This window comes from Nocardia sp. NPDC050799, from assembly GCF_040654015.1.
Lineage (GTDB): Bacteria > Actinomycetota > Actinomycetes > Mycobacteriales > Mycobacteriaceae > Nocardia.
The window spans coordinates 13,158-37,009 of record NZ_JBFAHF010000034.1; the positions used below are offsets into that span (position 1 = coordinate 13,158).

General features: G+C 69.3%; 23 protein-coding genes. 12 read left to right on the top strand and 11 right to left on the bottom strand.

From position 1 onward, the window contains the following. The first annotated feature begins 3 nt into the window (after window positions 1-3). Together AB0H42_RS28060 and AB0H42_RS28065 are read left to right on the top strand one after the other, a co-directional pair. Window positions 4-1,200: an acyl-CoA dehydrogenase family protein gene (locus AB0H42_RS28060; RefSeq protein ID WP_357061343.1), complete on the top strand. Its 1,197-nt coding sequence runs from the start codon at window positions 4-6 to the stop codon at window positions 1,198-1,200. Beyond that, complete coding sequence (locus AB0H42_RS28065) at window positions 1,200-2,345, top strand: acyl-CoA dehydrogenase family protein (protein ID WP_357061346.1); 1,146 nt, start codon at window positions 1,200-1,202, stop codon at window positions 2,343-2,345. The genes AB0H42_RS28060 and AB0H42_RS28065 overlap by 1 nt, the downstream gene beginning before the upstream one ends. Here the strand turns inward: AB0H42_RS28065 and AB0H42_RS28070 are convergent. The 8 genes from AB0H42_RS28070 to AB0H42_RS28105 form a co-directional block, all read right to left on the bottom strand. Next, the gene (locus AB0H42_RS28070; protein WP_357061349.1) at window positions 2,300-2,977 is read right to left on the bottom strand and encodes a TetR/AcrR family transcriptional regulator; all 678 of its coding nucleotides are present in this window, start codon (window positions 2,975-2,977) and stop codon (window positions 2,300-2,302) included. The two genes, AB0H42_RS28065 and AB0H42_RS28070, sit on opposite strands and share 46 nt — an antisense overlap. Before the next feature lie 34 nt (window positions 2,978-3,011). Continuing rightward, entirely contained in the window at window positions 3,012-3,500 is a 489-nt protein-coding gene (locus tag AB0H42_RS28075; RefSeq protein ID WP_357061351.1) for a DUF3237 domain-containing protein, read from the bottom strand. Window positions 3,501-3,505: 5 nt separating this feature from the next. Next, window positions 3,506-3,970, bottom strand: coding sequence for a nuclear transport factor 2 family protein (locus AB0H42_RS28080; RefSeq protein ID WP_357061353.1), 465 nt, complete (start codon window positions 3,968-3,970; stop codon window positions 3,506-3,508). Window positions 3,971-4,493: 523 nt separating this feature from the next. Continuing rightward, window positions 4,494-6,206: a class I adenylate-forming enzyme family protein gene (locus AB0H42_RS28085; RefSeq protein WP_357061356.1), complete on the bottom strand. Its 1,713-nt coding sequence runs from the start codon at window positions 6,204-6,206 to the stop codon at window positions 4,494-4,496. Between the two features lie 51 nt (window positions 6,207-6,257). Next, complete coding sequence (locus AB0H42_RS28090) at window positions 6,258-7,451, bottom strand: MaoC family dehydratase N-terminal domain-containing protein (protein WP_357061359.1); 1,194 nt, start codon at window positions 7,449-7,451, stop codon at window positions 6,258-6,260. A 12-nt stretch (window positions 7,452-7,463) separates the two neighbouring features. Further along, complete coding sequence (locus tag AB0H42_RS28095) at window positions 7,464-8,447, bottom strand: MDR family oxidoreductase (RefSeq protein ID WP_357061362.1); 984 nt, start codon at window positions 8,445-8,447, stop codon at window positions 7,464-7,466. A gap of 157 nt (window positions 8,448-8,604) precedes the next feature. Next, the gene (locus tag AB0H42_RS28100) at window positions 8,605-9,381 is read right to left on the bottom strand and encodes an SDR family oxidoreductase (RefSeq protein WP_357061365.1); all 777 of its coding nucleotides are present in this window, start codon (window positions 9,379-9,381) and stop codon (window positions 8,605-8,607) included. Next, on the bottom strand, window positions 9,378-10,916 hold the full coding sequence (locus tag AB0H42_RS28105; protein WP_357061367.1) for a class I adenylate-forming enzyme family protein: 1,539 nt from the start codon (window positions 10,914-10,916) through the stop codon (window positions 9,378-9,380). The genes AB0H42_RS28100 and AB0H42_RS28105 overlap by 4 nt, the downstream gene beginning before the upstream one ends. Window positions 10,917-10,997: 81 nt before the next feature. On the opposite strand from AB0H42_RS28105, the gene AB0H42_RS28110 reads away from it, so the two are divergent. The 5 genes from AB0H42_RS28110 (at window position 10,998) to AB0H42_RS28130 (ending at window position 16,406) form a co-directional block, all read left to right on the top strand. After that, window positions 10,998-12,188, top strand: a complete 1,191-nt coding sequence (locus AB0H42_RS28110; protein ID WP_357061370.1) for a CoA transferase — start codon at window positions 10,998-11,000, stop codon at window positions 12,186-12,188. Continuing rightward, a complete protein-coding gene (locus AB0H42_RS28115; protein ID WP_357061372.1) occupies window positions 12,185-13,444 on the top strand; it encodes an acetyl-CoA hydrolase/transferase C-terminal domain-containing protein in 1,260 nt (419 codons plus the stop codon). Before AB0H42_RS28110 ends, AB0H42_RS28115 begins: the two co-directional genes overlap by 4 nt. Then, the gene (locus tag AB0H42_RS28120) at window positions 13,445-14,212 is read left to right on the top strand and encodes an enoyl-CoA hydratase-related protein (protein ID WP_357061374.1); all 768 of its coding nucleotides are present in this window, start codon (window positions 13,445-13,447) and stop codon (window positions 14,210-14,212) included. A gap of 378 nt (window positions 14,213-14,590) precedes the next feature. Then, window positions 14,591-15,283, top strand: a complete 693-nt coding sequence (locus tag AB0H42_RS28125) for a type 1 glutamine amidotransferase domain-containing protein (RefSeq protein WP_357061376.1) — start codon at window positions 14,591-14,593, stop codon at window positions 15,281-15,283. 100 nt (window positions 15,284-15,383) lie between these two features. Then, the gene (locus AB0H42_RS28130; protein ID WP_357061503.1) at window positions 15,384-16,406 is read left to right on the top strand and encodes a zinc-dependent alcohol dehydrogenase family protein; all 1,023 of its coding nucleotides are present in this window, start codon (window positions 15,384-15,386) and stop codon (window positions 16,404-16,406) included. Between the two features lie 14 nt (window positions 16,407-16,420). Here AB0H42_RS28130 and AB0H42_RS28135 read toward each other — a convergent pair whose 3' ends face one another. Together AB0H42_RS28135 and AB0H42_RS28140 are read right to left on the bottom strand one after the other, a co-directional pair. Continuing rightward, a complete protein-coding gene (locus tag AB0H42_RS28135; protein ID WP_030521023.1) occupies window positions 16,421-16,624 on the bottom strand; it encodes a ferredoxin in 204 nt (67 codons plus the stop codon). Between the two features lie 5 nt (window positions 16,625-16,629). Continuing rightward, on the bottom strand, window positions 16,630-17,919 hold the full coding sequence (locus AB0H42_RS28140; RefSeq protein WP_357061378.1) for a cytochrome P450: 1,290 nt from the start codon (window positions 17,917-17,919) through the stop codon (window positions 16,630-16,632). Between the two features lie 143 nt (window positions 17,920-18,062). Here AB0H42_RS28140 and AB0H42_RS28145 point away from each other — a divergent pair, with 143 nt between their 5' ends. The 4 genes from AB0H42_RS28145 to AB0H42_RS28160 are packed head-to-tail and all read left to right on the top strand — an operon-like array spanning window position 18,063 to window position 22,304. Continuing rightward, the gene (locus AB0H42_RS28145; protein ID WP_357061381.1) at window positions 18,063-19,220 is read left to right on the top strand and encodes an acyl-CoA dehydrogenase family protein; all 1,158 of its coding nucleotides are present in this window, start codon (window positions 18,063-18,065) and stop codon (window positions 19,218-19,220) included. 32 nt (window positions 19,221-19,252) lie between these two features. Next, entirely contained in the window at window positions 19,253-20,482 is a 1,230-nt protein-coding gene (locus AB0H42_RS28150; RefSeq protein WP_357061383.1) for an acyl-CoA dehydrogenase family protein, read from the top strand. A 33-nt stretch (window positions 20,483-20,515) separates the two neighbouring features. Next, the gene (locus AB0H42_RS28155; protein ID WP_357061385.1) at window positions 20,516-21,433 is read left to right on the top strand and encodes an LLM class F420-dependent oxidoreductase; all 918 of its coding nucleotides are present in this window, start codon (window positions 20,516-20,518) and stop codon (window positions 21,431-21,433) included. A 13-nt stretch (window positions 21,434-21,446) separates the two neighbouring features. Then, complete coding sequence (locus AB0H42_RS28160) at window positions 21,447-22,304, top strand: SDR family oxidoreductase (protein ID WP_357061388.1); 858 nt, start codon at window positions 21,447-21,449, stop codon at window positions 22,302-22,304. 297 nt (window positions 22,305-22,601) lie between these two features. Here the strand turns inward: AB0H42_RS28160 and AB0H42_RS28165 are convergent, their stop codons facing one another. Further along, window positions 22,602-23,054 (bottom strand): MarR family winged helix-turn-helix transcriptional regulator, encoded by a 453-nt coding sequence (locus AB0H42_RS28165; protein ID WP_357061391.1) that lies wholly within the window; start codon window positions 23,052-23,054, stop codon window positions 22,602-22,604. 69 nt (window positions 23,055-23,123) lie between these two features. On the opposite strand from AB0H42_RS28165, the gene AB0H42_RS28170 reads away from it, so the two are divergent. Beyond that, window positions 23,124-23,726, top strand: coding sequence for a TIGR03086 family metal-binding protein (locus tag AB0H42_RS28170; RefSeq protein ID WP_357061394.1), 603 nt, complete (start codon window positions 23,124-23,126; stop codon window positions 23,724-23,726). The last annotated feature ends 126 nt before the right edge of the window (window positions 23,727-23,852 follow it).

The following is a 23,852-nucleotide window of genomic DNA, read 5'->3' on the forward strand; positions in this document are numbered from 1 at the left end:
ACCGTGACCGACAGCGATCTCACGAACTTCCGGGACACCGTGCGGCAGTGGTGCCGGGCGAATATCCCCACGGAGTGGCGGGCCGCCCAGACCGGTGCCACCGACGCGGAGTTCGTGGCCTTCCAGCAGGACTGGTTCCAGCGGTTGCGGGCCGCCGGGTACGCGGTGCCGCACTGGCCCCGCGAGTACGGCGGCGGTATGCCGATTCCACAGCAGATCGTGCTCTACCAGGAACTCGCGGCGCACGACGCGCCGCGGCTGGTGCTGGCGTTCGTGGCGATCCACCATGCCGCGGCCACCCTGCTCGCCGGCGGTACCGCCGAACAACGGCAGCGTCATCTGTCCGCGATCCTCGACGGGGAACTGTGGGTGCAGGGATTCTCGGAACCGGGCGCGGGCTCGGATCTGGCCGCGCTGCGCACCGCCGCCCGGCGCGACGGCGACGACTATGTGGTGACCGGGCAGAAAGTATGGGCCAGCGGCGCCCAGTACGCCGACTGGTGCCTGCTGCTGGCGCGTACCGACCCCGCCGCGCCCAAACGCCGGGGGATCTCGTACCTCCTGATGGATATGCGTACGCCCGGGATAGTGGTGCGGCCGATCCGCCAGGCCACCGGCGAATCGCATTTCTGTGAGATCTTCCTGGACGAGGTGCGGATACCGGCCGCGAATCTGATCGGCGCCGAGAACCGGGGCTGGCAGCTGGCCCAGCAGACGCTGGGCGCCGAACGCGGCCTGACCATGCTGGAACTCGCGGAGCGGCTCGGTAATGCCGGTTTCGGGTGGCTGGTGCGGGAATGCCGCATACCCGACGTCTTCGGGCGGCGCCCGGTCGACGACGGATATATCGCCGACCGGCTGGCCCGGCTCGAGATCGAGCTGACCGGGTTGCGTGCCCTGTGCCGGGACCTCGTCGAACGCCACGACGCGGGCACCGTCGGCCCGGCCGACGCGTCCGTGGTCAAGCTGTACTACAGCGAACTCCTCCAGCGGATGACCGATTTCGGCGCGGAGGTCTGTGGTCTGCCCGGGCAGACCGTGTTGCGCAAGCCCATGTCGGGGGGCTGGGAATCCGGCGCCTGGGTGCTGGATTTCGTCGGCTCATGGGAGTGGACGGTGCCGGGCGGCAGCAGCGAGATCCAGCGCACCATCATCGGGGAACGGGGTCTTGGCCTGCCCAGAGAACCGGCGGGAGCGTGATGAGCGAATTCACCGAATTCCACGACGAACTGCGTACCGTGGCCCGGGAACTGCTCGGCAAGAGCGGCGCCGCGGGCCGGATCGACTGGCCGGTGCTCGCGCGGGCCGGTTGGCCGGGTCTGGAGGCGGCGGAGGAGTACGGGGGAGCCGGGGCCGGCCTCGTGGAGGTCGGCATTCTGCTGGAGGAAGCGGGCCGGGCGGTCGCGCGCACCGCGTATCCGAGTGTGGCCTCGGCGGGTATCGGCGCCCTGGCTCTGCTCGAGCCGAACGCTCACCGGGACGCGGTGCTGCGCGAGACCGTCGCGGGTACCGCGATACCCATCGCGGTGCTGGGAGGAAATATGGTGCCGGCGGCCGGCGGCGAAACGGCTTGTGCCGGCACCGGAGGCATAGTACCCACCTTCCGCATCGTCCAAACCATCGAGGGATTCGAAATCTCCGGAAACGCGGATTTCGTCCCCGACGCCGCGGCGGCGACCACCCTGCTGATTCCCGCCCGAGCTTCCGACGGGACCGTGCGAGTGGCCGTCGTCGAGCCCGGTACGCCCGGTGTGCGCGTCGAGGAGCGGCCGGTGGTGGACGAAACGCGGTCGCTGGGACGAGTGACGGCCCAGGGTGTCGTCCTCGCGCCGGAAGCGGTGCGGCCCTTCCGCGCCGGTATCGGCTGCGGACCGCGCGCACTCTACGACCGTGCCGCGCTGGCGGTGGCCTGCGACAGTCTGGGGGTCGGCGCGGCCATGCTGGACGCGACGGTCGAATACGTCCGCGTCCGGGAGCAGTTCGGCCGGCCGGTCGGCTCCTTCCAGGCGGTCAAACACGCCTGCGCCGATATGCTCGTGGACCTCACCGTCGCACGCCGGCTGGTCTCGGACGCCCTGGCCGTCCCGATGGACGGTACGGTGCCCGCCCGCCGGGCCGTTTCGGCGGCGAAGGCCGGTGCCGGTGACGCCGGGGTCCGGATCGCCGGAAAGGCGGTGCAGTTACACGGCGGTATCGGCTACACCTGGGAGAGCGGAATTCACCGCTATCTCAAACGTGCCACGCTCGACCGTGCGCTGTTCGGTTCCCCGGCCGACCACCGCCGCGAACTCGCCGACCGCTATCGCGGGGAGCGGTCTGAGCCGGCGCGGCCCGTGGGGGAGTGACCGGGGTCGAGGAGGCCGTCGACCACCCGGCGCACCTTCTCGACGCTGCTCGGCTCACCGAAGCGCAGGGCGATATTGGCCGCGTTGAGTACGGCGTCGATCTGGAAGACCACCAGCTCCGTGTCACCGGCACCGAGTCCCCGCCCGGCAGCGGCGAGCTCGAAATCCCGCGCGAGCGTGTGCAGCCAACCACGGTGCTGTCGCCGCAGCGCGTCGCGGATCGGACCGGGACGGCTGTCGAACACCGGGAGATTCGCGCCCCAGAAACATCCGCCGGGAAATAGCGGTCGGGCGGCGTAGTCGATCCACCGATCGATGAGCGCGCGCAACCGGGGCGCACCCGCCGGCGCGGCACCGGCCGGGGCGACGACCGCTTCGGCGAACACCTCGCCCGCGGTCGCCACGGTGGCCAGTTGCAGCGCCTCCTTGGTGCGGAACAGGGTTTGGATACCCGCTTTGCTGAGCTCGAGGTCGTCGGCGAGCCGCCCGAAGCTGACCCCGTCCAGGCCGTCGAGGGAGGCGATATCGACGGCGTGCCGGGTGACGATCCGCCGCGACCGTGTCCCGCGTTCCCGGCGGCGGTCGCCGTCGCGCTCACCGCCGGGTCGCGGATCCTCGCTGCCGCTGGTCATCGCCAGCACCCCGCCACCGCAGGTGCCGCGGGCATCACAGCACCTGCTCGACGTGGTAGGCGACCCCGCCGTCGACCGGGTAGCCGGACGCGACCGCGACGATGTCGTTGAGCCAGGACAGCCGCGCCGATCCGGTCTCGAACAGCGGGGTGGTGCGGAAGTAGTAGCGGGCCGGGTCGACCCGGAACCGGGTTTCCGGATCGGCCATCTCGGTGTGGACGTCGGCCGGGATCACCCAGCGACCCCGGTAGGTCATGTACACCAGTTCCTCGTCGACGCGCAGGGTCAGCCGGACATCGAGCAGCATGGTGCCGTCGGGACGGTACAGCGCCCAGTCGCCGCCGCCGGCCACCACCTCGCCGCGCACCCGGGGCCCTTCGAACGACCCGCCCGCCGCCCCGTACAGAACTCGGCGGCCGAGCGGCCCACCGGTCCCGAAATCCAGTCGCGGATGCAGGTCCACGACCATATCGAACAGCGGCGTGCTACCGATCGGCGCGACGGGCCGCACACGTGTGTCCATCGTCGTCACCGCCCGGCCGGCGCGCTCGGCTGCCCGAACAGCCGGGCCCGCACCGCATCGGTGGATACGCCCGACTGCGCGCACAACTCGGCCAGATCGAAGACGAAACGTTCGCTCGCGATCAGGTCGTCGGCGAAGGTGAAGCCGATGAACACCGGTACCGCGGCACGGCGGCCGTTCGGTTCGGCACCGAATCGGTCGCCGGTCATGGTCAGTCGCGCGGTGCCCCAGCAGATCAAGGTTTCACCGTCGTCCGCGTGCCCGTCCAGCTCGACCTGATAGTCGGGAAAGGTCGCGAAGAATCGCCGCAGCACCCGCTCGTTGTCCGCGACTCCGTGCGCGGTGGTCCCGAACGCCGGGGTCTCCAACCTCATCTCCGGGTGGAGGAGACGCAGTGCGGCGGGCAGATCCCGGGCGCTCTTGGCGGCGGCCAGCGACCGGGCCAGTTCGAACATGCGGTGACCGTCCATCGTGCATCCTTCGGTCGGGGTACGCGCCGGGAAGTCCCGGTACTCAAAACATACATACGACCGTATGTAAAAACAAGGGTGAGCGGAACGCACTGGCGACGACCACGAAAGGAGGCAAGGCTCGACGACCTGTCCGGTGATATACCGGCCGTCGAACGCAACGGTCCGGTCCATGCGGCTCCCGAGGAGGAGCACTACGCCGACGAGGCGGGCATCGGTGTGATGTCGGCCGGCCCCGCGCGGAGGGACTCGGTGCGGTGGCCGGGTTGCGGTACTTCGGTGCGTGGGCCAAGTCGCGGTATGTCGGTGCGGCTGCTGCCTACTGCCGCGACGGACGGGCTACGGCATCGCTTGTGCCGCCGTCCCGATGTCCCCGCGGTCGGCCGTACCCGGCCGTACCCGCTCTCCGATCACGGTGTGTATCGTTCTCGCCGCCGACAGGGCCGAGTGTGCGGGTATGCCGCGGTGCCGGAACGGCTGCCGATGCCGGCTTGCGGGCGACGAGACGTTCCGGTTTCTTCGGCTACCGTGACTCCGCGGGGGCGAGCCGCCGGGCCGCCAACCGGCGGAGATCGCTCGTTTTGATCTTGGCACTTCCGGTCAGCGCGAGATCCTCCTCGGTGAAGAACAGGATCTCGCGCGGCACCTTGTAGCTGGCCAGCCGGGTGCGCAGCTGGTCCCGGATCGCGTCCGCGTCCAGGGTCCGGCCGGTATGAGGCACCACGCAGGCGACCACCATCTCCCCGAGCGTTTCGTGCGGGACACCGACCGTCCGGCCGATCTTGACGCCCGGATATCGGTCGAGCTCCTCGTCGACCTCCAGCGGGGAGACATTCGCGCCGCCGGTTTTGATGATGTCGGTGAGCCGCCCCTCCCAGTACAGGCGGCCCTGGTCGTCGAGGAAACCACCGTCGCCGGTGTGGAAGTAGCCGGTGCCGTCCAGGGTTTCGTCCAGCGGGGTCCCGAGGTATCCCAGCATCAGGGTCGGGCCCTTGACGCAGATCTCACCGTGCTCGCCCCGGCGCAGCGCCGCGCCGGTGAGCGGGTCGGCGATCTTCACGGTGACCCCCGGCAACGGTACCCCGCTGCTCCCGGCGATGGTCCCCTCCGGCGTGCAGGCCGGGAAACAGGTGGTGATGGTAAAGGTTTCGGTATTGCCGTAGGCGTGGCCGGGTTCGGTCCAGTCGGTATCCACGGTGGGGTGGGTGGCCAGCGGAAGGTCGCGGTCCACGAACTTCAGACTGCTCAGATCCGCTGTCTCCCAGTTGGGCGCGCCTTGGAGCTGGGCGTGCTGGTGCGGCCAGGCCACCGGAAAGTTCACCCGCTGCGTCCGGATGAGTTCGAGGGTCGCGGCGGCGTCGAACAGCGATTGCAGGATCAGGGTGCCGCCGGCGGCGAGCGTCGCGCCCAGCGCCTGGGCGAAATTGCCGGACCAGAAGAAACCGTTCGCGGTCCAGCAGCGCACCTCGTCGCCGGGACCGAAACCGAACATCCGCCGGAAGCGCCACATCTGCAGGGTGACACCGCGATGTGCGCTCCGGATGCCCTTCGGTTTGCTGGTGGTGCCGGAGGAGAAGAAGAGAACCGCGGTATCGCTGGGTTGCACTGTCGCCGCGGTGGCCTCGACCAGGGCCGGATCGGTCTCGGTGCCGCGGGCCAGGAAGGCGTCCCAGCTCTCCACCGCCGTACCCGGCACCGGGTCGCCGACCACCGCGAGGTAGCGCAGGAAGGGGTACGCCGTGGAGGCGACCGCGCCGGGGGCGGCCGTGGCGAGCCCCGGTTCGAGCTCGGTGAGGACCTCACCGAAATCCGTTTTGGCCACACTGCGTTCGAACAGGAGCACCGAAACCCCGGAGACCCGGAGCAGATGATCGAGTTCGGGCGCTGTGGAGAAGGTGCTGAGCGCGACCGCCACCCCACCCGCCAGCGAGGTGCCGAAGACGGCGGACAGCCATTCGGCACGGTTGGTCATGAGTATGCCGACCCGGCTGTCCTTACCGACCCCGCACGCGCGCAGCGCCCGGGCCACCTCGCGGGCCCGTTCCCACAGGTCGGCATAGGTCCACGCGATACCGTCGGCAGGGGAGATCAGCGCGGTTCGAGCCGCGTACTGTTCGGTGACCTCGCGCAGGAATCCGGGGAGCGTGAGCGTCCCGAGTCCCGGTTCCTCGGTCAGCGGCGGTCCCGCGACGATCGCCGTCGCGCGGTCAGGGGTGTGCTGGGGTCCGGTGCTCATCGCCGGTGGTCCTCTCTGGCAGTGCTTCCGCGCGCGGCGTGGGAACCGCGCTCACCGCGGGAGTTCGACTTCGGCGGTGCAGTCGACCAGGACACCGCCGTCCTGGTTGGTGAGTTTCAGCTGCACCTGGACCAGCGGTACGCCCCAGCTCGATTCCGGGTCCTTGTCGACGATCTCGCCCTCGAAGTAGGTGACATCGCCCTCGAAGGCGGGCAGGCGGAAATCGGCTTTGGTATGCCGGACCAGCCCGTCGTTGCCCGCCCAGTAGGCCAGGTAGTCGGTGCACCACGCGCCCATGGTCGCCCCGTAGCCGTAGGCCCGGGCCATACCCACGTCACCGGCTTTCTCGGCGTCGATATGACCGCGCGAGGGTCCGACGTAGAGGCCGTCGCGCAGGCGCGGGTCGATCTTGGCGCCTTCTTCGTCGAAGCCGAACCCCTCGGTCCAGCCCGGGTCCTGGTGAACCCAGGGGTCCTCGACACCCGCGGGCGCGGTCCAGCGGAAGGTGCCCCAGATATTGAACAGGAAGGCGCGGTACTCGGTGGTGAAGCTCGCGATACTGTGCGGGCCGATCACCCGCCGCGGCAGCGCGTCGCCGACCTTCACCTCGGCGAAATTCGGGGACACGCCGAGCCGGTTGGACATCAGCCATTCGGTACGCAGCGCGTCCACCTCGGCCAGTTCGGTGGCCGTCCACTTCTTGATCGCGCCGAGCTGGTTCTCGTACATCCCGCGCTTGTTCGCCTCCTCGGCGAGATACCGGATCGCGGTCGAACGCTCCTTGGCGACGAGAGCACCGTGCTGGTTGCGATGGACGGTGTCGCCACGCGAGAACATTGTGGGCCCGGCGAATTTCGTCTGGACCACCTTGTAGTCGTGGAAACGGCGGTCCTGGAACAGCTGGTCACCGGGCCGCACCGGACAGCCGTAGAACCACCATTCCTCGCCGCCGAAGATGAGGTGGCTGTCGGGGATGCGGCCCACGCAGGCCGGTGCGGCGCCGTGCCCGTAGTCCAGCGCCACCGCGATCGACTGCGGCGCGACCAGACCGCCGTACCGGGACGCCCGGGCGAACTCCTGATCCCAGTGCAGCGGGTTCGGGTAGTCCATCGCCATCACCCAGCGGCGGATATCGGAGGTACTGCACGGATCCCACAGCTGGCCGCCGCCGACCGGTTTGCCGACCCGGTGATCGACATCGCGCAGGTCCAGTTCGACGGTGGTCGCGTCCGGTTTCTTGCTCACGAGAACTCCTGCTCAGCGGTTCACATCGACGACTATCCGGCCGCGGACGGTGCCCGCGATGAAATCGTTCGCCGCCGCGACGGTCTCACCCAGGGTGATCTCGCGGGCGATCGAATCGAGCACGGCCGGATCCAGGTCCCGGGCGAGCCGGGCCCAGGCGTCGAGCCGTTTCGGCTGCGGCGCCATCACACTGTCCACACCCAGCAGCGAGACGCCGCGCAGGATGAAGGGGGCCACCGACGCCGGGAAATCCATGCCCTGGGCCAGACCGCAGGCCGCCACCGCGCCGCCGTAGCGGGTCTGCGCGCAGGCATTGGCCAGGGTATGGCTGCCGGCGGTGTCCACGACACCGGCCCAGCGTTCCTTCTGCAGCGGTTTGCCCTTGTCGGCGAATTCGGCGCGATCCACGACCGTAGTGGCCCCGAGTTGTTTCAGGTAGGCGTGTTCGCCGGACTTACCGGTCGCGGCGGCCACCGCGAAACCGGCCTTGGTGAGCAGCGCGATGGCCACACTGCCCACGCCGCCGGTCGCGCCGGTCACCAGCACCTCGCCGCGGTCGGGGGTGAGCCCGTGGGCCAGCAGGGCATCGACGCAGAGGGCGGCGGTGTAGCCGGCCGTACCGATGGCCATCGCCTGCCGTTCGGTGAACTCGGCGGGCAGCGGGATCAGCCAGTCCCCGGCGAGCCGGGCCCGCTGGGCGAGGCCACCCCAGTGGCTTTCGCCGACTCCCCAGCCGTTGAGCACCACCTTGTCGCCGGGAGACCACCGCGAGTGGTCGCTGGCGGTGACGGTGCCCGCCAGATCGATGCCCGGAATCATCGGAAAGCTGCGCACCACGGGGGAAGCGCCGGTGATCGCGAGTGCGTCCTTGTAGTTGAGCGTGGACCAGGCCACCTCGATCTCGACGTCGCCTTCGGGCAACCGGGACTCGTCCACGCTGGTGAGTTCGGCTGTCGTGCCGGATTCACCCTTGTCGATGAGAATTGCGGAGAACATCGGTGATGTGTTCCTTTCTCGATTCGTTCGGCTGTCGTTCAGCTTGTCGAACGAGGTGCCGAGGGACAGGGCGCCGAGCCGGGCATATCCTGAGAATTCAATTCTCTAGAACAAGAATTATATTTCCAGCAGTGCGGATCGGTGTCAACACCCCCGGTCAGCGTGCGGTCCACCCGCCGTCGACGACGACGGTCTGCCCGGTCACATACCGGCCGGAATCCCCGGCCAGCCAGATGATCGCGCCCACGATGTCGGCGGCGGTGCCCTCGGTGGGCAGCGGGATATTGCGGCGCAGATAGCCGGCGCCGCGTTCGCTGTCGTAGAGGCTGTCGGTGATCTCGCTGCGGAAGAAGCCCGGCGCGACGGTGTTCACGCGGATCGAATGCCGGGCCCATTGCACGGCGAGTTCGGTGGTGAGCCCGGACAATCCGGCCTTGCTCGCGGCATAGGAGGCCTGCGGTATGCCGGGGATACCCACCCGTCCGCTGATCGAGGAAACGTTCACGATCGATCCTCGGCCGAGTGCGCGCATGGCGGGGAAGACCTGTTGGGCGAGCAGCAGCGGTGCCAGCAGATTCAGCTCCAGGGTGCGCCGGATATCGGTCAGCGACTCCGCTTCCGCGCTCGCGGTGCCGAAGCGGTTACCGGCCGCGTTGACCAGGATCTCCGGCGGGCCCAGCGCGTCGGTGACCACCGGGACGATCTCGGCGATCCGCTCGGGATCGCCCAGATCGCACCCCACGGCCAGGCCGTCGATCTCATCGGCCAAGGATTCCAGCCGGCCCCGGCGCCGCGCCACCACCGCGACCCGTGCGCCGAGTCCGGCCAGAGCCCGGCTCACCGCCGCGCCCAAACCGGACGACGCGCCGGTCACGACGGCCACCCTGCCGTCGAGTTCGAAGGGGCGTACGGCCGCCGCGCGGTCGCCGCTCACGCCGGATCCCGCCGCGCGAGCAGACCGGCGAGTTCGGTGCGCACCACCTTGCCCATGGCGTTCAGGGGTAGCGCCTCGACCGCGGCCCACACCTCGGGAACCTTGTACCCGGCGAGTTCCGCGCGGCAGTGTTCGGCCAGTTCCGCGAAATCCACCGGCCGCCCGTTCGTTTCGATCACGGCGGCCACCTGCTGGCCGAGCCGTTCGTGCGGCACGCCGCACACCGCCACCCTGCCGACGGCCGGATGGGCCGCCAGCACCCGCTCCACCTCGAGCGGGTAGATATTCGCGCTCCCGCGGAGGATGACCATCTTCTTGCGGTCGAGCACCGTGAGCCAACCGTCCGCGTCGACGGTGCCGATATCCCCGGTGGCGATCGGCCCGTCCGGAGCGGGCCGTACTTCCCCGCCCGACCAGTACCCGAGCATCGGCCGCCACAGTCCGGCCCACGGCCCGTCCGTGCGGCCCGCCAAGCGCAACTCGCCGAGTTCGCCGGGCGGAAGCCGGTGTCCCTCGTCATCGTAGGCCGCGACATCGTAGTGAGGCAGCACCCGGCCGCCGGCCCGCGGCCGCCACTGGGTACCGGGTGGATCGATGGCGACCACGGTGGGCGCTTCGGTGAGACCGTAGGTCACCCGCGGGACCGGGCCGTGCGCCTCCGCGAATGTCGCCCGGAGGGTGTCCGGGGTGTCGCTGCCGCCGCTCCACACCTCCTGGAGCGAACCCAGGTCGAGTTCGGTACGGGCGGCCAGATCGTAGAGCTGGGCCGGGGCGCCGTTCCAGACCGTCACCTTCCGGGTGGCGATCCATTCCGCGACCCCCGCGACATCGCGGCGGTCCATGATCACCGCGCACCCGCGGGCCTGGGCGGTGAGCAGGGTGGACAGCACCATGAGGTTGAGGATGGTCAGCGGAAAGCTGTCCCCTTTGCGCAATTCTGGTCCCCACCCGCGGGTGGCGACCAGTACGGCCCCGGGCAGTAGCAGATTGCGCTGACTGTGTACGACCGCTTTCGGTCGCCCCGAGGTGCCGCTGGTGAAGGCGATCGCGGCCGGTGCGTCCGGATCGTGCTCGATCTCGGGTGCCGCCGGGGCTCGCAGCGCGGCGGCCCAGCGTGCCGGCTCGACCCGCGTGGGGGTATCGAGCGTGCAGCGGGGGCCCGCGAGGACCACGCGCGGCTCGATCAGATCGTGCAGATACCGCTGTTCGGCCGGGGCGAGCGCTTCGCCGATACCCGCCCAGACCGCCCCGATGCGCTGCGCGCCGTGGAAGGCGGCCACGATCGGTAGATCGTTGGGCAGGCAGGCGGCGACCCGGTCGCCGGGGCGGACGCCGAGCGACCACAGCGCCCCGGCGGCCGCGTGGGCTCGTTCGTCGAGTTCCCGGTAGGTCCAGGAACCCGATGCCGCCTCGATGGCGACCGCTTCGGGGTTCGCCGCGAGCGCGGGTCGGAGTACCTCGGCGACGGACGCCGGAATTACGGGCACGCCGGCGCCGCTGCCGGGTCCGGCGTTCTCGCCATTGAAACTGGGCACTCATACTTGATATCACTATCCTTGCAAAGATTCATCAGATAGCCGCCGATTTGTTCGGCCGGCCCGGTGAAGGTAGGGCGTATGCAGCACACAGGGCCGCTGGCCGGGGTGCGGGTGATCGATCTGACCGCGATGGTGATGGGTCCCTACTGCACCCAGATCATGGCCGATATGGGCGCGGATGTGATCAAGGTGGAGCCGCCGGCCGGGGACAACACCCGCCATATCTCGGTGGGCCCGGAACCGGGCATGGCCGGGGTGTTCGTCAACGTCAACCGCGGGAAACGCAGTGTGGTCCTCGATCTGCGCGAGCCGGCGGGCAAAACCGCACTGCGCGAACTGATCACCGGCGCCGATGTGTTCATCCACTCCATGCGCGGTAAGGCCGTCGCCGCGCTCGGGTTCGGCTACGAGCAGGTCGCCGCGATCAATCCGGGGATCGTCTACACCAACTGCTACGGCTACGGCCGCCGCGGCCCCGATGCCGACCGCACCGCCTACGACGACACGATCCAGGCCGAATGCGGACTTCCGCACGTGCAGGAACTCCTCACCGGCACACCGGGTTACGTAGGCACGATCATGGCCGACAAGATCGCCGGGATGACCGCCGTCTACGCCACCACGATGGCCCTGTTCCATCGCGAGCGGACCGGGGAAGGGCAGGAGGTGGAAGTCGCCATGTTCGAAACCATGGCCGCCTTCATGCTGGTCGAGCACGCCAACGGCGCGCTGTTCGATCCGCCGCTGGGGTCCGCCGCCTACCCGCGCGCGGTGACACCCGAGCGCACGCCGTACCGCACCGCCGACGGCTATCTCTCCGCACTCGTCTACAACGACAAACAGTGGACGGCCTTCGTGACCGCGGTCCGCCCGCCTTGGAACCGCCCGGAATTCGCGACCCTCGCGCAGCGTGCGCGCCGGATCGACACCGTCTACGCCCACCTGCGGGAGACCTTCGCGACCCGCACCACCGACGCCTGGCTCGAACTGCTCAATTCCCTCGATATTCCGGCCGCGCCGGTGCGCAGCCTGGACGATCTCTTCGACAACCCGCACCTGAACGAGGCCGGTTTCTTCGAAACCGTCGACAGCCCCGACGGCCCGCTGCGCTTCCCCGGCCCGCCGACCTGGTTCTCCCGCACCCCCGGACGCGTATCCGGGCCGGCGCCCCGGCTCGGCGCCCACACCCGGGAAGTACTGGAGGCGGCGGCCGTACGCGAACCGGAACCCTCTGGGCCGGCCGGCCACGGCAGGAGAACCCGAGGATGAGCGAGACCGATATCGACCTGGGGCGGTGGCTGTGCCCCGGCGACCGGATCGTCATCGGGCAGGCCTGCGGTGAGCCCACCATTCTCCTCGAGGCCCTCATCGACCAGGGACCCGGGATCGGAGATCTATCCGCCTTCACCGCGACCAGCTTCTCCGGCCGGTTCGCGCCCGGGGTCGGCCGCTCTTTCGCGCTGTCGAGTATGGGCGCCATCGGCGCGCTGCGCAGTCTCACCAGGACCCACGAGCTCGGGATCGTGCCGTGCCATGTGGGCAGGGTGGCCCCGATGATCGAATCCGGTGAGCTCGGCTGCGATGTGGCGCTCATCCAGGTCAGCCCCGCCGATTCCGCGGGCCGGCACAGTTTCGGACTGGTCAGCGACTATGTCCGGGCGGCGGTCGCGCGGGCCCGGGTGGTGATCGCGGAGGTCAACGAGCAGGTGCCCTACACCCTCGGTGAATCGCTGGCCGCCACCGAGATCGACTGCGCGGTCACCGTATCGGCCCCGCCGGTGGAGGTGGCCCCCGCGGCGATCGGTGCGGTGGACGAGGCCGTCGCCCGCCACATCACCGGCTACATCGGTGACGGCGCGGTACTGCAGATCGGTATCGGTGCCGTCCCCGACGCGGTGGTGCGGCTGCTGCGCGATCGCCGCGACCTCGGCGTCCACTCGGGCATGATGGGGGACGGCCTCGTCGACCTCGTGGAAGCCGGTGTGATCACCAACGCGCGCAAACGGATCGACCCGGGTGTGTCGATCACCGGCGCGCTCATCGGCACCCGGCGGCTCTACGATTTCGCCCACCGCAATCCGGCCCTGCGCATGTGCCCGACCTCCTACACCCACGACGCCGCCGTCCTCGCGCAGCTCGACAACCTCGTCACGCTCAACTCCGCGCTCGAGGTGGACCTGACCGGGCAGGTGAACGCCGAACAGTCCGGCGAGAGCTATATCGGCGGCACCGGCGGTCAGGTGGATTTCGTCCGGGCCGGGCTGCGCTCGCCCGGTGGCCGGTCGATCATCGCGCTGCCCGCCACCGCCCGGAACGGCACCGTCAGCCGGATCACCGCCGCACTGTCCGGGCCGGTCACCACCGCACGCACCGAAGTCGACCTCGTCGTCACCGAATACGGCGCCGCCGAACTGGCCGGGAAATCGCTGGCCGAACGCGCCCGGCGCCTCATCGGTATCGCGCATCCCGGCTTCCGCGACGAACTGGCCCGGACCGCCCGCCGCATCGAGAGACGAGGATTCTAGATGGAGGACGCCGTACTCTTCGACGCCCGCGCCGACGGCATCGCGGTGATCACCCTCAACCGGCCGCAGACCCGCAACTGCCTGTCCGCGGAGGTCCGGGCCGGGTTGTTCGCGGCCTGGGACCGTTTCGAACACGACCCGGCACTGCGGATCGCGATCCTCACCGGCGCCGGCCCGAAGGCGTTCTGCGCGGGCGGGGATCTGCGGGAGATGGTGGACACCGGGATGGCCGAACCGCCCCGCGAGATGTTCCCCGTCCCCTACGACACGATCGAACTGTCCAAACCGACCATCGCCGCGGTCAACGGCGCCGCCTTCGCCGGCGGCTGGATGATCGCCCAGGCCTGCGATCTGTGCGTGGCCAGTACGACGGCCACCTTCGCGGTGAGCGAGGTGAAGGTGGGCCGCAGCTCGCCGTGGGCCGCACCGCTGATCCATATGATCCCGCAGCGCATCATGATGGAGATCCTGCTCACCGGTAGCCCGATCAGCGCGCACCGCGCGTACGAGATCGGCCTGGTGAACCGGCTGGCCGAACCGGACGAGCTGTTACCGGTGGCGCTCGATCTGGCCACCACCGTGCTCGCCGGTGCCCCGCTGTCGGTGCGCGCGGCTCGCGAAACCGTCATGCTGGCCACGGAAATGGGCCGGTCGGCCGCGCTGCGGGCGGCCGGGCACGCCGCGGCGCGGGCCTATCACAGCGCGGACGCGCAGGAGGGGCCGGCGGCGTTCGCGGAGAAACGGGCGCCGCGGTGGACAGGTGAGTGAGCACGGCCCGGGCCGGCGCGGCACCGGGACGCCGAGGTAGGTCGCCGCTCAGGAGTATGCGCGGGCGGGGAGCTCGGGGACATGCCGGCCGCCGCGCGCTTACCGCAGTGTGACGGCCGGGTCGAGAGGCGTCCGGCCGCTCCTTCGCGGCAATGACCTCGGGCGCGGAGCGGGCCGCATCGTATTCGTCGGTTCTCGTGCGAATCGCATGTACGTTCACCGATGATCCATTTATCACGCCACTGCCGTCGTGTGCGCTCGAACGCCGGGACTGTTGCCCGCCCCCGCGCGGCCCCTTTATAGTGGATGCGAATTCGGGTTGCGTGAAATCGACTTCACCCGCTCACAGCTCTACAACCGATCGGGGAGTAAGCTGTTATGGCCGATATTCTTTTCGTGGTGACCGGGGCGAGTTATTGGACACTGAACGACGGCACCCGGCACCCCACCGGGTATTGGGCCGAAGAGTTCGCCGCCCCCTATCGGGTACTGACCGGTGCCGGTCATCGAATCGTGGTGGCCACTCCCGGCGGGGTCGTGCCCCATGTCGATGTGATGAGTCTGCGACCTTCGATGGCCGGTAGCGAACAGATCGCCCAGGATCTGGAAGAGACCCTGCGCTCGGCCGAAGAGTTACGGCGACCGATCGAGCTGGCCCATGCCCGACCGGCCGACTACGACGCCGTCTACTACCCCGGTGGGCACGGCCCCATGGAGGACCTGTGGCGGGACGCTGATTCCGGCAGGTTGCTGACCGCGGCTCTCGCTTCGGGCAAGCCGCTGGCCATCGTCTGCCACGCACCGGTGGCGATCCTGGCGACCAGACGCAACGGTGTGTCGCCCTTCGCCGGGTATCGCCTGACCGCGTACACCAATGACGAAGAAGATGCCGTCGGATTGCGGGAGAAGGCGTTTTGGACGGCCGAGGACGAACTGGTCAAGCTCGGTGTCGATTTCACACGCGGTGAAATCTGGAAGCCGTACACCGTCGTCGACCGGAATCTATTCACCGGCCAGAACCCGGCTTCCTCCGGGCCGCTCGCCGAAAAAGTTCGCGAGGTGCTCGCCTGACGCGAATTATCCGCTCGGCCGAATGATCCCGCGTGCAGGAATACCCGCGACGTGCTCCGGAAAAGTCGAAACCTGAGCGAAAAAACAGGAGACGGTGAACATGCGTGGAGTCATCATGTACGCCCCCGGCGACATCCGGGTCGAGGACCGGCCCGACCCCGAGATAGTCGAGCCCACCGACGCGGTCATCCGCATCGCCGCCACCTGTATCTGCGGGTCGGACCTGTGGCCCTATCGCGGCGTGGAACCGGTCGAGGGCCCCGCCCCGATGGGGCACGAGTACATCGGCGTCGTAGAGGAGATCGGCCCGGAGGTGGCCGATATCGCGGTCGGCGATTTCGTGGTCGGGTCGTTCTTCGCCTCCGACAACACCTGCGAGATCTGCCGGGCCGGATACCAGAGCCGGTGCGTGCACAACGTCCCGATGGGTTCGATCGGCACCCAGGCCGAGCGGGCCCGTGTCCCGCTCGCCGACGGAACGCTGGTCGCCGTCCCCGGATCTCCGGATCCGGCGCTGTATCCGAGTCTGCTCGCGGCCTCCGATGTACTGGGAACCGGCTGGTTCGCCGCTGTCGCCGCCGAGGCGGGCCCCGGGAAGACGGTGGTGGTCGTCGGCGACGGCGCGGTGGGTCTGCACGCCGTCCTGGCCGCGAAACAACTCGGCGCCGACCGGGTGATCGCCATGAGCCGTCACGCCGACCGGCAGGCGCTGGCCCTCGAGTTCGGCGCCGACGCGATCGTCGAAGAACGCGGTAAGGCCGGGGTGGCCCGGATCAAGGAACTCACCGGTGGGCTCGGCGCGCATTCGGTGGTCGAGGCGGTCGGCACCCAGGAATCGATGATGCAGGCGATTCGCGCCGCCCGTCCCGGCGGCCATGTCGGCTACGTCGGGGTGGCCCATGGTGTCGAACTCGACGGTATGCGGCTGTTCTTCTCCAGCGTCCACCTGCACGGCGGTCCAGCACCGGTGCGCCGATTCCTCCCGGAACTGATCGACCTCATCGTGCGCGGCGATATCGACCCCGGCGAGGTCTTCGATCTCACCCTGCCGCTGGAGCAGGCCGCGGCCGGCTACCGCGCGATGGACGAGCGTCGCGCCACCAAGGTGTTGCTGACGGTCTGAGGCCCGCGCGCTGGTCAGCCCTCCGTCTCGTCGACGATTTTGATCGCCCACTCGGGGCAGGCGTCCTTGGCGGTCAGCACCGCCTCGTGCAGATCTTCGGGGATGTCCTCGGCGACCGCCTCGGCGTAGCCGTAGTCGTTGAGCGCGAACACTTCCGAGCACAGTGTGGTGCAGATACCGTGCCCCTTGCAGGAGTCCTCGTCGACGATGACCTTCATCTGGCCTACCCTTCCGTCCGGTCGAATTCCAGGTGCAGTGCGGTGATCCCGCGCAGGATGAAGGTCGGCAGATACTGGTATCTGCGCGCGTCGGCCGGGCCGTGGGCGCTCTCGTCGATACGGATATCGGTGGTGCGCTCGAGCAGGCGTTTGAACGCCACCTTTGCCTCGGTCCGGGCCAGCGGGGCGCCGGGGCAGGTGTGGATACCGCGGCCGAAGGCGATATGGGAGCGGGCATTGGACCGCTTGGCGTCGAAAACGGTCGGGTTCTCGAAGCGCCGCGGGTCGCGGTTGGCACCGCCGTTGGCGAGCATGAGGACCGTACCCGCCGGGACCTCCACACCGCCGACCGTGGTGGTGGTCTTCGCCAGCCGGAAATCGCCTTTCACCGGGCTCTCCATCCGCAGCATCTCTTCGATGAAGTTGTTGATGCGCTCCGGATCGCCGCGCAGCCAGGCCTGCAGTTCCGGATCCTCGGCGATCAGTTTCAGCCCCGAGGACAGCAACCGCACGGTGGTTTCCTGGCCGGCCGAGAAGAGGTTGGCGGCGACCCGGACCACATCGATCACCTCCGGTCGGCTGCCGTCGGGGAAGGTGGCTTCCGCCAGACTGGTCAGCACGTCACCGCGCGGATTCCGGCGCCGGTCCTCGATATAGGCGGAGAACTTCTCGTACAGGAATTCGATCGGGTTGTGCTCCATGGCGTGATCGGAGCTGGTGCTGCCGACCGTGCCGGTGCGGTGCGGATCGCGCTGCAACGCGTTGAGGAACTCCTCCTGGTCCTCCGGCGGCACACCGAGCAGGTCCGCGATCACGTAGAGGGTGAAGGGGCCCGCGAAATCGCGGATGAGTTCCCCTTTTCCGGGCGCCAGGTACTCGTCGAGCATCTTGTCGGCCAGATCCCACATCGCCTCTTCGTTCTCCTTGAGGCGTTTGGGAGTGATCAGCCGCATGAGCAGCCCGCGGTGCGCGGTATGGGTCGGCGGGTCCAGGGCCGGGAGCTGATCGCTGAACGGCAGTGACTCGCGGTGTTCGGCGATGAGGGCATCGGCATCGGAGTTGTCGTCGAGGGGGACGGGGAAACCGGGGAACGGTCCGGTCACCGAGATGCAGGAGGAGAAGCGCTCGGCGTCGTTGAGGACTTCCAGTGCCTCGTCGTAGCCGGTCACCATCATGACGTTGTGGTGCTTCTCGCGGGTCACCGGGCACTTCTCGCGCAGGGCGTCGAAGTAAGGGTAGGGATCGGCGACCAGCTCCTGCCCGAGGAAGAAGTCCAGATCCTCGAAGTTTTTCACGTGACGGGTTCCCTTCGCTCGGCCGGCACCCACCACCACGAGCAGCTCCGCCGGTTGACTTCCGCATTTGAGAATATAACTCTCATCTGTGAATATGAGATTTCCACACGGTGTGCCGTGCGTCAACCGGAGGACCGGCGAACATGACCCTTGATCTCACCGCTGACCAGCGGCTGTTCCAGCAGACAGCCCGGGAATTCCTGGCCGACACCGTTCCGGTGCCGACAGTACGCGCGCTCGGCGAGGCCGGGACCGGATTCGACGATCGGTGGTGGCGCTCGGCCGCCGAACTGGGCTGGACCGCCATGCTGGTCGCGGAGGAGCACGGCGGCGGCAGCGTATCCGGGCGCCCGATGACCGAATTGGCCTTGATCGCAACCGAACTCGGCCGGGCCTGCGCGCCGGGGCCGTTCGTCACCACCAACGCGGTCCTCGCCGGGCTGGCGACCGCGCGCGCGGCGCTCGACGATACGGTCACCGGAATCGCGGCGGGCACCCTGATCGCCTCCTGGGCCGTCTACGAACCCGGACGTGGTCTCGATATCGTCGACGCGCTCGCCGATCACGAAGCCCCCACCGACGGGGAATGGGCCCGCGCGGTCCGTGACGGCGGCGGCTACCGGCTGACCGGAGTGAAGGACCGCGTCGAAGCCGGGGACCGCGCCGATATCCTGCTGGTCACCGCGCAGAGCGCGGACGGCCCGGTACAACTGCTGGTGCCCACCGACGCACCGGGCGTCACCGTCACCCCGACCTGGACCCTGGACCTGGTCCGCCGCACCGCCCGGATCGAATTCGCCGAGGTCGCGGTGCCCGCGGATGCCGTGGTGCACGCCGGAGCCGCCGCGGCCGACGCCGTCCGCGCCCAATTGCACACCGCCGCGGTACTGACGGCGGCGGAGACGGTGGGTGCCACCGGCAAGGCGATGGAGGGGACCCTGGCCTGGCTCACCGACCGCTTCACCTTCGGTCGCCCGCTGGCCTCGTATCAGGCGCTCAAACATCGGATGGCCGATAACAAGACCTGGTACGAGGCGTGCCGGGCGACCGCCACCGCGGCCGCGGTGGCCTGTGACGACGATCCGGGGTCCGCCGCGGAAGCGGTGAGCGTCGCGAAATCCTATGTGGGCGCGAAAGCCCCGGTGATCGGTCAGGATTGTGTGCAGTTGCACGGCGGCATCGGGGTCACCTGGGAACACGATCTGCATCTGTATCTGCGGCGGATCGGACTGGGCCGCGCGCTCTACGGCACTCCCGAGGAGCATCGTCGCCGGATCACCGACCTCCTCACCGCCGCGTAGCGCCGCAGAACTCTCCGGAAGGCAGTACCGCTATGACCACCGAACCCGAACCCGTAGCCGAGTTCCGCGCCCGCGCCCGGGACTGGTTGCGCGCCAACCTTCCCCCCGCGCCGCCGGACCAGGGCCCGCCCGACAGCAAAGAGGAGTGGGACCGGGCGCGGGAACTGCAGCGGATGCTCCACGACGGCGGATTCGCGGGCATCTGCTTTCCGAAGGAGTACGGCGGCCTCGGCCTGACCCTCGCGCATCAGCAGGCGTTCACCAAGGAGTCCTACGCCTACGAGATGCCGGTGATCCTGAATGTGCCGACCCTGGCCATCTGCGCGGCCACCCTGCTCGATCTGGGTACCGAGGAGCAGAAGCGGGAGCATCTGGCCGCGGTGCTGCGCGGGGACGAGGTGCTGGTGCAGTTGCTGTCCGAGCCGCGCGGCGGGTCGGATCTGGCCGGGCTCACCACCCGGGCCGAACGGGACGGCGACCGCTGGCTCCTCAACGGCTCCAAGATCTGGAGTTCGGGCGCCTACGCGGCGGACTACGGGTTGTGCCTGGCCCGCACCAACTGGGAGGTCCCCAAACATCGTGGTCTCACCATGTTCCTGGTGCCCATCGACGCCGCGGGAGTGACCGTGCAGCGGATCAAACAGGTCACCGGATCCACCGAGTTCTGCCAGGAGTTCTTCGACGATGTGGTGCTGGGCGACGAAGCCGTGATCGGCCGGGTCGACGACGGCTGGGAGGCCGCGTCCCGGCTGCTCTATCACGAGCGTTCGGCCATCGGCGGGACCTCGCCCTATCTCAGCGGCGCCCGGCCGCATATCGGCGGCGAGGAGTCCCCGCTCTTGGAAATCGCCCGCGCCGGCGGCCGGCTCGACGATATCCGGGTCCGCGAGGATGTCGGCGAGGCGCGGGCCATGCAGGTGGTGCGCGATCAGCTCATCGACCACATCACCCGCAGTGTGCTCGCCGGGGAGCTCCCGCCGGCCGCCGGCTCCATCACACGCCTGTTCAGTGCCGAGAATTCCTGGCTGCAAACCGATCTGGCCGTCAAGGTCGCCGGCGCGGCCGCCGCGACGCACACCCCCGGAGATCCGGTCGACACCGCGCGTATCGGCACCGATTTCCTGTTCCGCGCCGCCTGGAGTCTGGCGGGCGGCAGTACCGAGATCGCGCGCAATGTGATCAGCGAACGTGTACTCGGGATGCCCCGGGAGTACGCCGCCGACCGGGACGTGCCGTTCAACGAGGTGAAGCGTGGACGGTAACGCCGGAGTCGGAGCGAGGGCACGGAGGTAACGATGCGGTTCATCTTCCACTATCCCGAAACCGGCGGCGCGGCAGGCGATGTGCTCGACGCGGGGCCGCTGGGAGAGGTCGCGCGCGCGGCGGAACGGGCCGGTTTCGCCGGATTCTCGCTCAGCGAGCATCCGGCGCCGGGCGCCCGGTGGCTGGGGGCCGGCGGCCATCAGACCCTGGACCCCTTCGTGTCACTGGGGTATGCGGCGGCGCTGACCGAACGGATCCGCCTGATCACCTATCTGTCGGTGGCGCCCTATCGGAACCCGATGCTGCTGGCCAAAGCGGCGGCCACCCTGGACAAACTGTCCGGCGGGCGGGCCGTCCTGGGTATCGGGACCGGATATCTGAGGGGTGAATTCCACGCGGTCGGGGTGGATTTCGAGGAGCGCAACACTCTGTTCGACGAAGCCTTGGACGTGCTGCCGCTGCACTGGAAAGGCGAGCCGTTCAGCTATACCGGGAAACATTTCAGCGCCCGCGAGGTACAGGCCCGGCCGATCCCGGTCCAGCAGCCCATCCCCATCTGGATCGGGGGTAATTCGGCGCTGAGCCGGCGCCGGGTGGCCCGGGCCGCCCAGGGCTGGATTCCGATGTCCGGGGGCGCCGAACTCAGCACCACCGCCCGGACACCGGAACTGGGCACCATCGCGGACCTGGCCCGCAAGATCACCGACGTGCGAGCGTCGGCCGCGGCTGCCGGCCGCACCGGCCATATCGACCTGGTGTACTCCTACAGCCATACCGGGCTCACCGGTCCAGGCGCCGATCCGGGCCCACACCGGGAAGCGTTCGCCGAATTGGCGCGGGCCGGGGTCGACTGGATCACCGTCTCCACCCGGGGCGGTGTGCACGATCTCCTCGACCCGGCGGCCACCTTCGATTTCCTGATGTCTTTCGGCGCGCACTACATCGGCTAGGGAGGCGGAACGGATGGGCTGGTTCGAGGAGCGTGGCGGTCTCGCCGGCAGTCTGGCGGTGGTGACCGGCGGGGCGGGCGGTCTGGGCCGGGCGATCGTCGCGGACCTCGTCGCCAACGGAGTGCGTCCGGCGGTACTGGATCTCGATCCCGCGGCGCTCGCGGAGCTGCGGGAGTCACCGGCCGGGCAGGAGGCCGTCGTACACCACGGTGATGCCCGCGACCCGGCGGTACTGGCGGCGCTGTTCGAGTCCGCCGACGCCCGGTGGGGCCGACTCGACACCCTGGTGAACGTGGTCGGCGGCACCTTCCGCGCCCCCTTCTCCGAGACCGGCCCGAAGGGCTGGGACGCGCTGTTGCGCACCAACCTGACCCATGTCCTGCACGCCTGCCATCTGGCCGTACCCCGGATGCGCGCGGGGGGTCGCGGGGGCAGCATCATCAATATCACGACCATCGAAGCCCACCGGGCCGCACCGGGTTTCGCGGTGTACGCCGCGGCGAAGGCGGCGGTGGAGCAGTTCGCCCGCACGCTGGCCGTGGAAGTGGCCCCGGACGGGATCCGGGTCAACAACATCGCCCCCGATTTCGTGCCCACGCCGAATCTGGAGCGTATCGGGACCGGCGACAACGCCATGACCGATCCGGCAGGCGTGAAAGTGGCCATCCCCATGGGCCGGGCCGGTCACCTCACCGATATCTCGAGTTGCGCGGTGTTCCTGGCCTCCCGCCTGTCGTCCTACCTCACCGGCACCACCCTGCACCCCGATGGAGGTACCTGGGCGTCCGCGGGGTGGTTCAACTGGCCGGCGGAGGGCTGGGCGAATCACGCACCGCTGCGGGTGCTGCGGGCGAGCGAAGGCGGGCAGTGAACGGATCGGCGCGCCTGCCCGGTGGGTCGTAGTCGAGCCCGTTCCGGTGTTCCCGCAGAGAGCCCGGCGTGAATGTTCGGGGCGTCGGCGATGATGCCGCCTACCGTCCGGTGGTTCGTGCCGTCCCGGCAAGACATATCGCCCGCCGTACCGCGCGGCGCCGAACCAGTGGACCGGTTCGTCGACGTCATCGCCCGCGGGACGCTGATCCATATCGTCCGGCCCGGCCGCCCACCGCGACAGCGTCCCCGTCGACAGGGCAATCGGCCACTCGCGACCGGCTGGGGAGGGTCGTTGTCAGCCGTTGCCGTCCGGTGCCGGATCCCGGGGGAGTTCGGTCAAAATGCGTAGGGCGTTCAGGAAACCGCGGCGGTCGGCGGCGGAGAGCTGTTCCAAGACCTGGTCGTTCTCGCGTGCCTGGATCTCCGCCTGTACCGCAGCCGCGATCCGGTGACCCTCCGGCGTCAGCTCGAGCAGCCGGGCCCGGCGGTCGGCGGGATCGGGGGTGCGTTCGATTAGGCCGCGCTCCTGGAGGTCGTCGAGGACCGCGATGATCCGGGTCTTGTCCGCGCCGATCTCCTGGGCGAGTACGCCCTGCCCGCGGGCGGAGCCCCGGCTCAGCGCGATCAGGACCGTGTAGGCCCACATGGTCAGCCCGTGGGCTTCGAGGATCGGGCGTTCCAGGGCGATGAGAGTGCGGGTCAGCGGCGCGAGCATCGCGGCCAGATCCGGACGGTCCGTGGTTCCCATGAGTAGAACCTACCCACCCAGAAACAGTAAGCGTTGACGTATGATAAGCGGATACGTACTGTTTGCGGTATGACCACAGACCTCGTCGAACTCGACCGCCGCGCGGTGCTCACCACGGTGACCACCGCAGAACTCGTCACCTCTGACCGACTCGGCCTGCCGACCCCGTGCGCGGGATGGACAGTGGGCGACCTGCTGGCGCATATGGCCGCTCAGCATCGCGGCTTCGCCGCCAGTGCGCGTGGTGACGGCGCCGACCTCGCCCACTGGCAGGTGCGGCCGCCGGGACCGCACACCCCGGCCGAGTACACCGAATCCGCGGCCGAGGTCCTACGGGCCTTCGCCGAGCCGGGCACGACGGAACGTCTCTTCGCGCTGCCCGAATTCGGGCCCGACGTCACGGTCCCGGGCCGGCAGGCCCTCGGATTCCACCTGGTCGACTACGTCGTCCACGGCTGGGATCTCGCGCGAGCCCTCGGCGTGGGCTATGAACTGGACGCCGCCACGGCCGAGCCGGTGCTGCGTATCGCCGAATCCGTCCCCGACGGCCCGGAACGCGAGCAGCCCGGGTCCCCCTTCGCCCATGCGCTGCCGGGTGGCGACCCGGGCGCGCCGCTGGACCGGATCCTCCGCCTGCTCGGTCGTTCGCCCGCCTGGCCGAAAAACGAGTAGCAGAACTCCGGGCCGGCCCCTCGGCGTCAGCCGCTCTGCGTCTGCGGGGGAAATGGCGGAGCGGCAGCGGACTGGCCGGTGAGGAACGACCAGACGGCCTGCCAGAGCAAATCAAAAGGGTCGAAG

Excerpts from the sequence above, each read along its gene's own strand:
- AB0H42_RS28150 (WP_357061383.1), top strand. The coding sequence starts at position 19,253 with ATGACCACCGAACCCGAACCCGTAGCCGAGTTCCGCGCCCGCGCCCGG.
- AB0H42_RS28160 (WP_357061388.1), top strand. The coding sequence starts at position 21,447 with ATGGGCTGGTTCGAGGAGCGTGGCGGTCTCGCCGGCAGTCTGGCGGTG.
- AB0H42_RS28115 (WP_357061372.1), top strand. The coding sequence starts at position 12,185 with ATGAGCGAGACCGATATCGACCTGGGGCGGTGGCTGTGCCCCGGCGAC.
- AB0H42_RS28085 (WP_357061356.1), bottom strand. The coding sequence starts at position 6,206 with ATGAGCACCGGACCCCAGCACACCCCTGACCGCGCGACGGCGATCGTC.
- AB0H42_RS28065 (WP_357061346.1), top strand. The coding sequence starts at position 1,200 with ATGAGCGAATTCACCGAATTCCACGACGAACTGCGTACCGTGGCCCGG.
- AB0H42_RS28135 (WP_030521023.1), bottom strand. The coding sequence starts at position 16,624 with ATGAAGGTCATCGTCGACGAGGACTCCTGCAAGGGGCACGGTATCTGC.
- AB0H42_RS28095 (WP_357061362.1), bottom strand. The coding sequence starts at position 8,447 with ATGTTCTCCGCAATTCTCATCGACAAGGGTGAATCCGGCACGACAGCC.
- AB0H42_RS28110 (WP_357061370.1), top strand. The coding sequence starts at position 10,998 with ATGCAGCACACAGGGCCGCTGGCCGGGGTGCGGGTGATCGATCTGACC.
- AB0H42_RS28170 (WP_357061394.1), top strand. The coding sequence starts at position 23,124 with ATGACCACAGACCTCGTCGAACTCGACCGCCGCGCGGTGCTCACCACG.
- AB0H42_RS28145 (WP_357061381.1), top strand. The coding sequence starts at position 18,063 with ATGACCCTTGATCTCACCGCTGACCAGCGGCTGTTCCAGCAGACAGCC.
- AB0H42_RS28125 (WP_357061376.1), top strand. The coding sequence starts at position 14,591 with ATGGCCGATATTCTTTTCGTGGTGACCGGGGCGAGTTATTGGACACTG.
- AB0H42_RS28070 (WP_357061349.1), bottom strand. The coding sequence starts at position 2,977 with ATGACCAGCGGCAGCGAGGATCCGCGACCCGGCGGTGAGCGCGACGGC.
- AB0H42_RS28165 (WP_357061391.1), bottom strand. The coding sequence starts at position 23,054 with ATGGGAACCACGGACCGTCCGGATCTGGCCGCGATGCTCGCGCCGCTG.
- AB0H42_RS28130 (WP_357061503.1), top strand. The coding sequence starts at position 15,384 with ATGCGTGGAGTCATCATGTACGCCCCCGGCGACATCCGGGTCGAGGAC.
- AB0H42_RS28120 (WP_357061374.1), top strand. The coding sequence starts at position 13,445 with ATGGAGGACGCCGTACTCTTCGACGCCCGCGCCGACGGCATCGCGGTG.
- AB0H42_RS28075 (WP_357061351.1), bottom strand. The coding sequence starts at position 3,500 with ATGGACACACGTGTGCGGCCCGTCGCGCCGATCGGTAGCACGCCGCTG.
- AB0H42_RS28080 (WP_357061353.1), bottom strand. The coding sequence starts at position 3,970 with ATGGACGGTCACCGCATGTTCGAACTGGCCCGGTCGCTGGCCGCCGCC.
- AB0H42_RS28155 (WP_357061385.1), top strand. The coding sequence starts at position 20,516 with ATGCGGTTCATCTTCCACTATCCCGAAACCGGCGGCGCGGCAGGCGAT.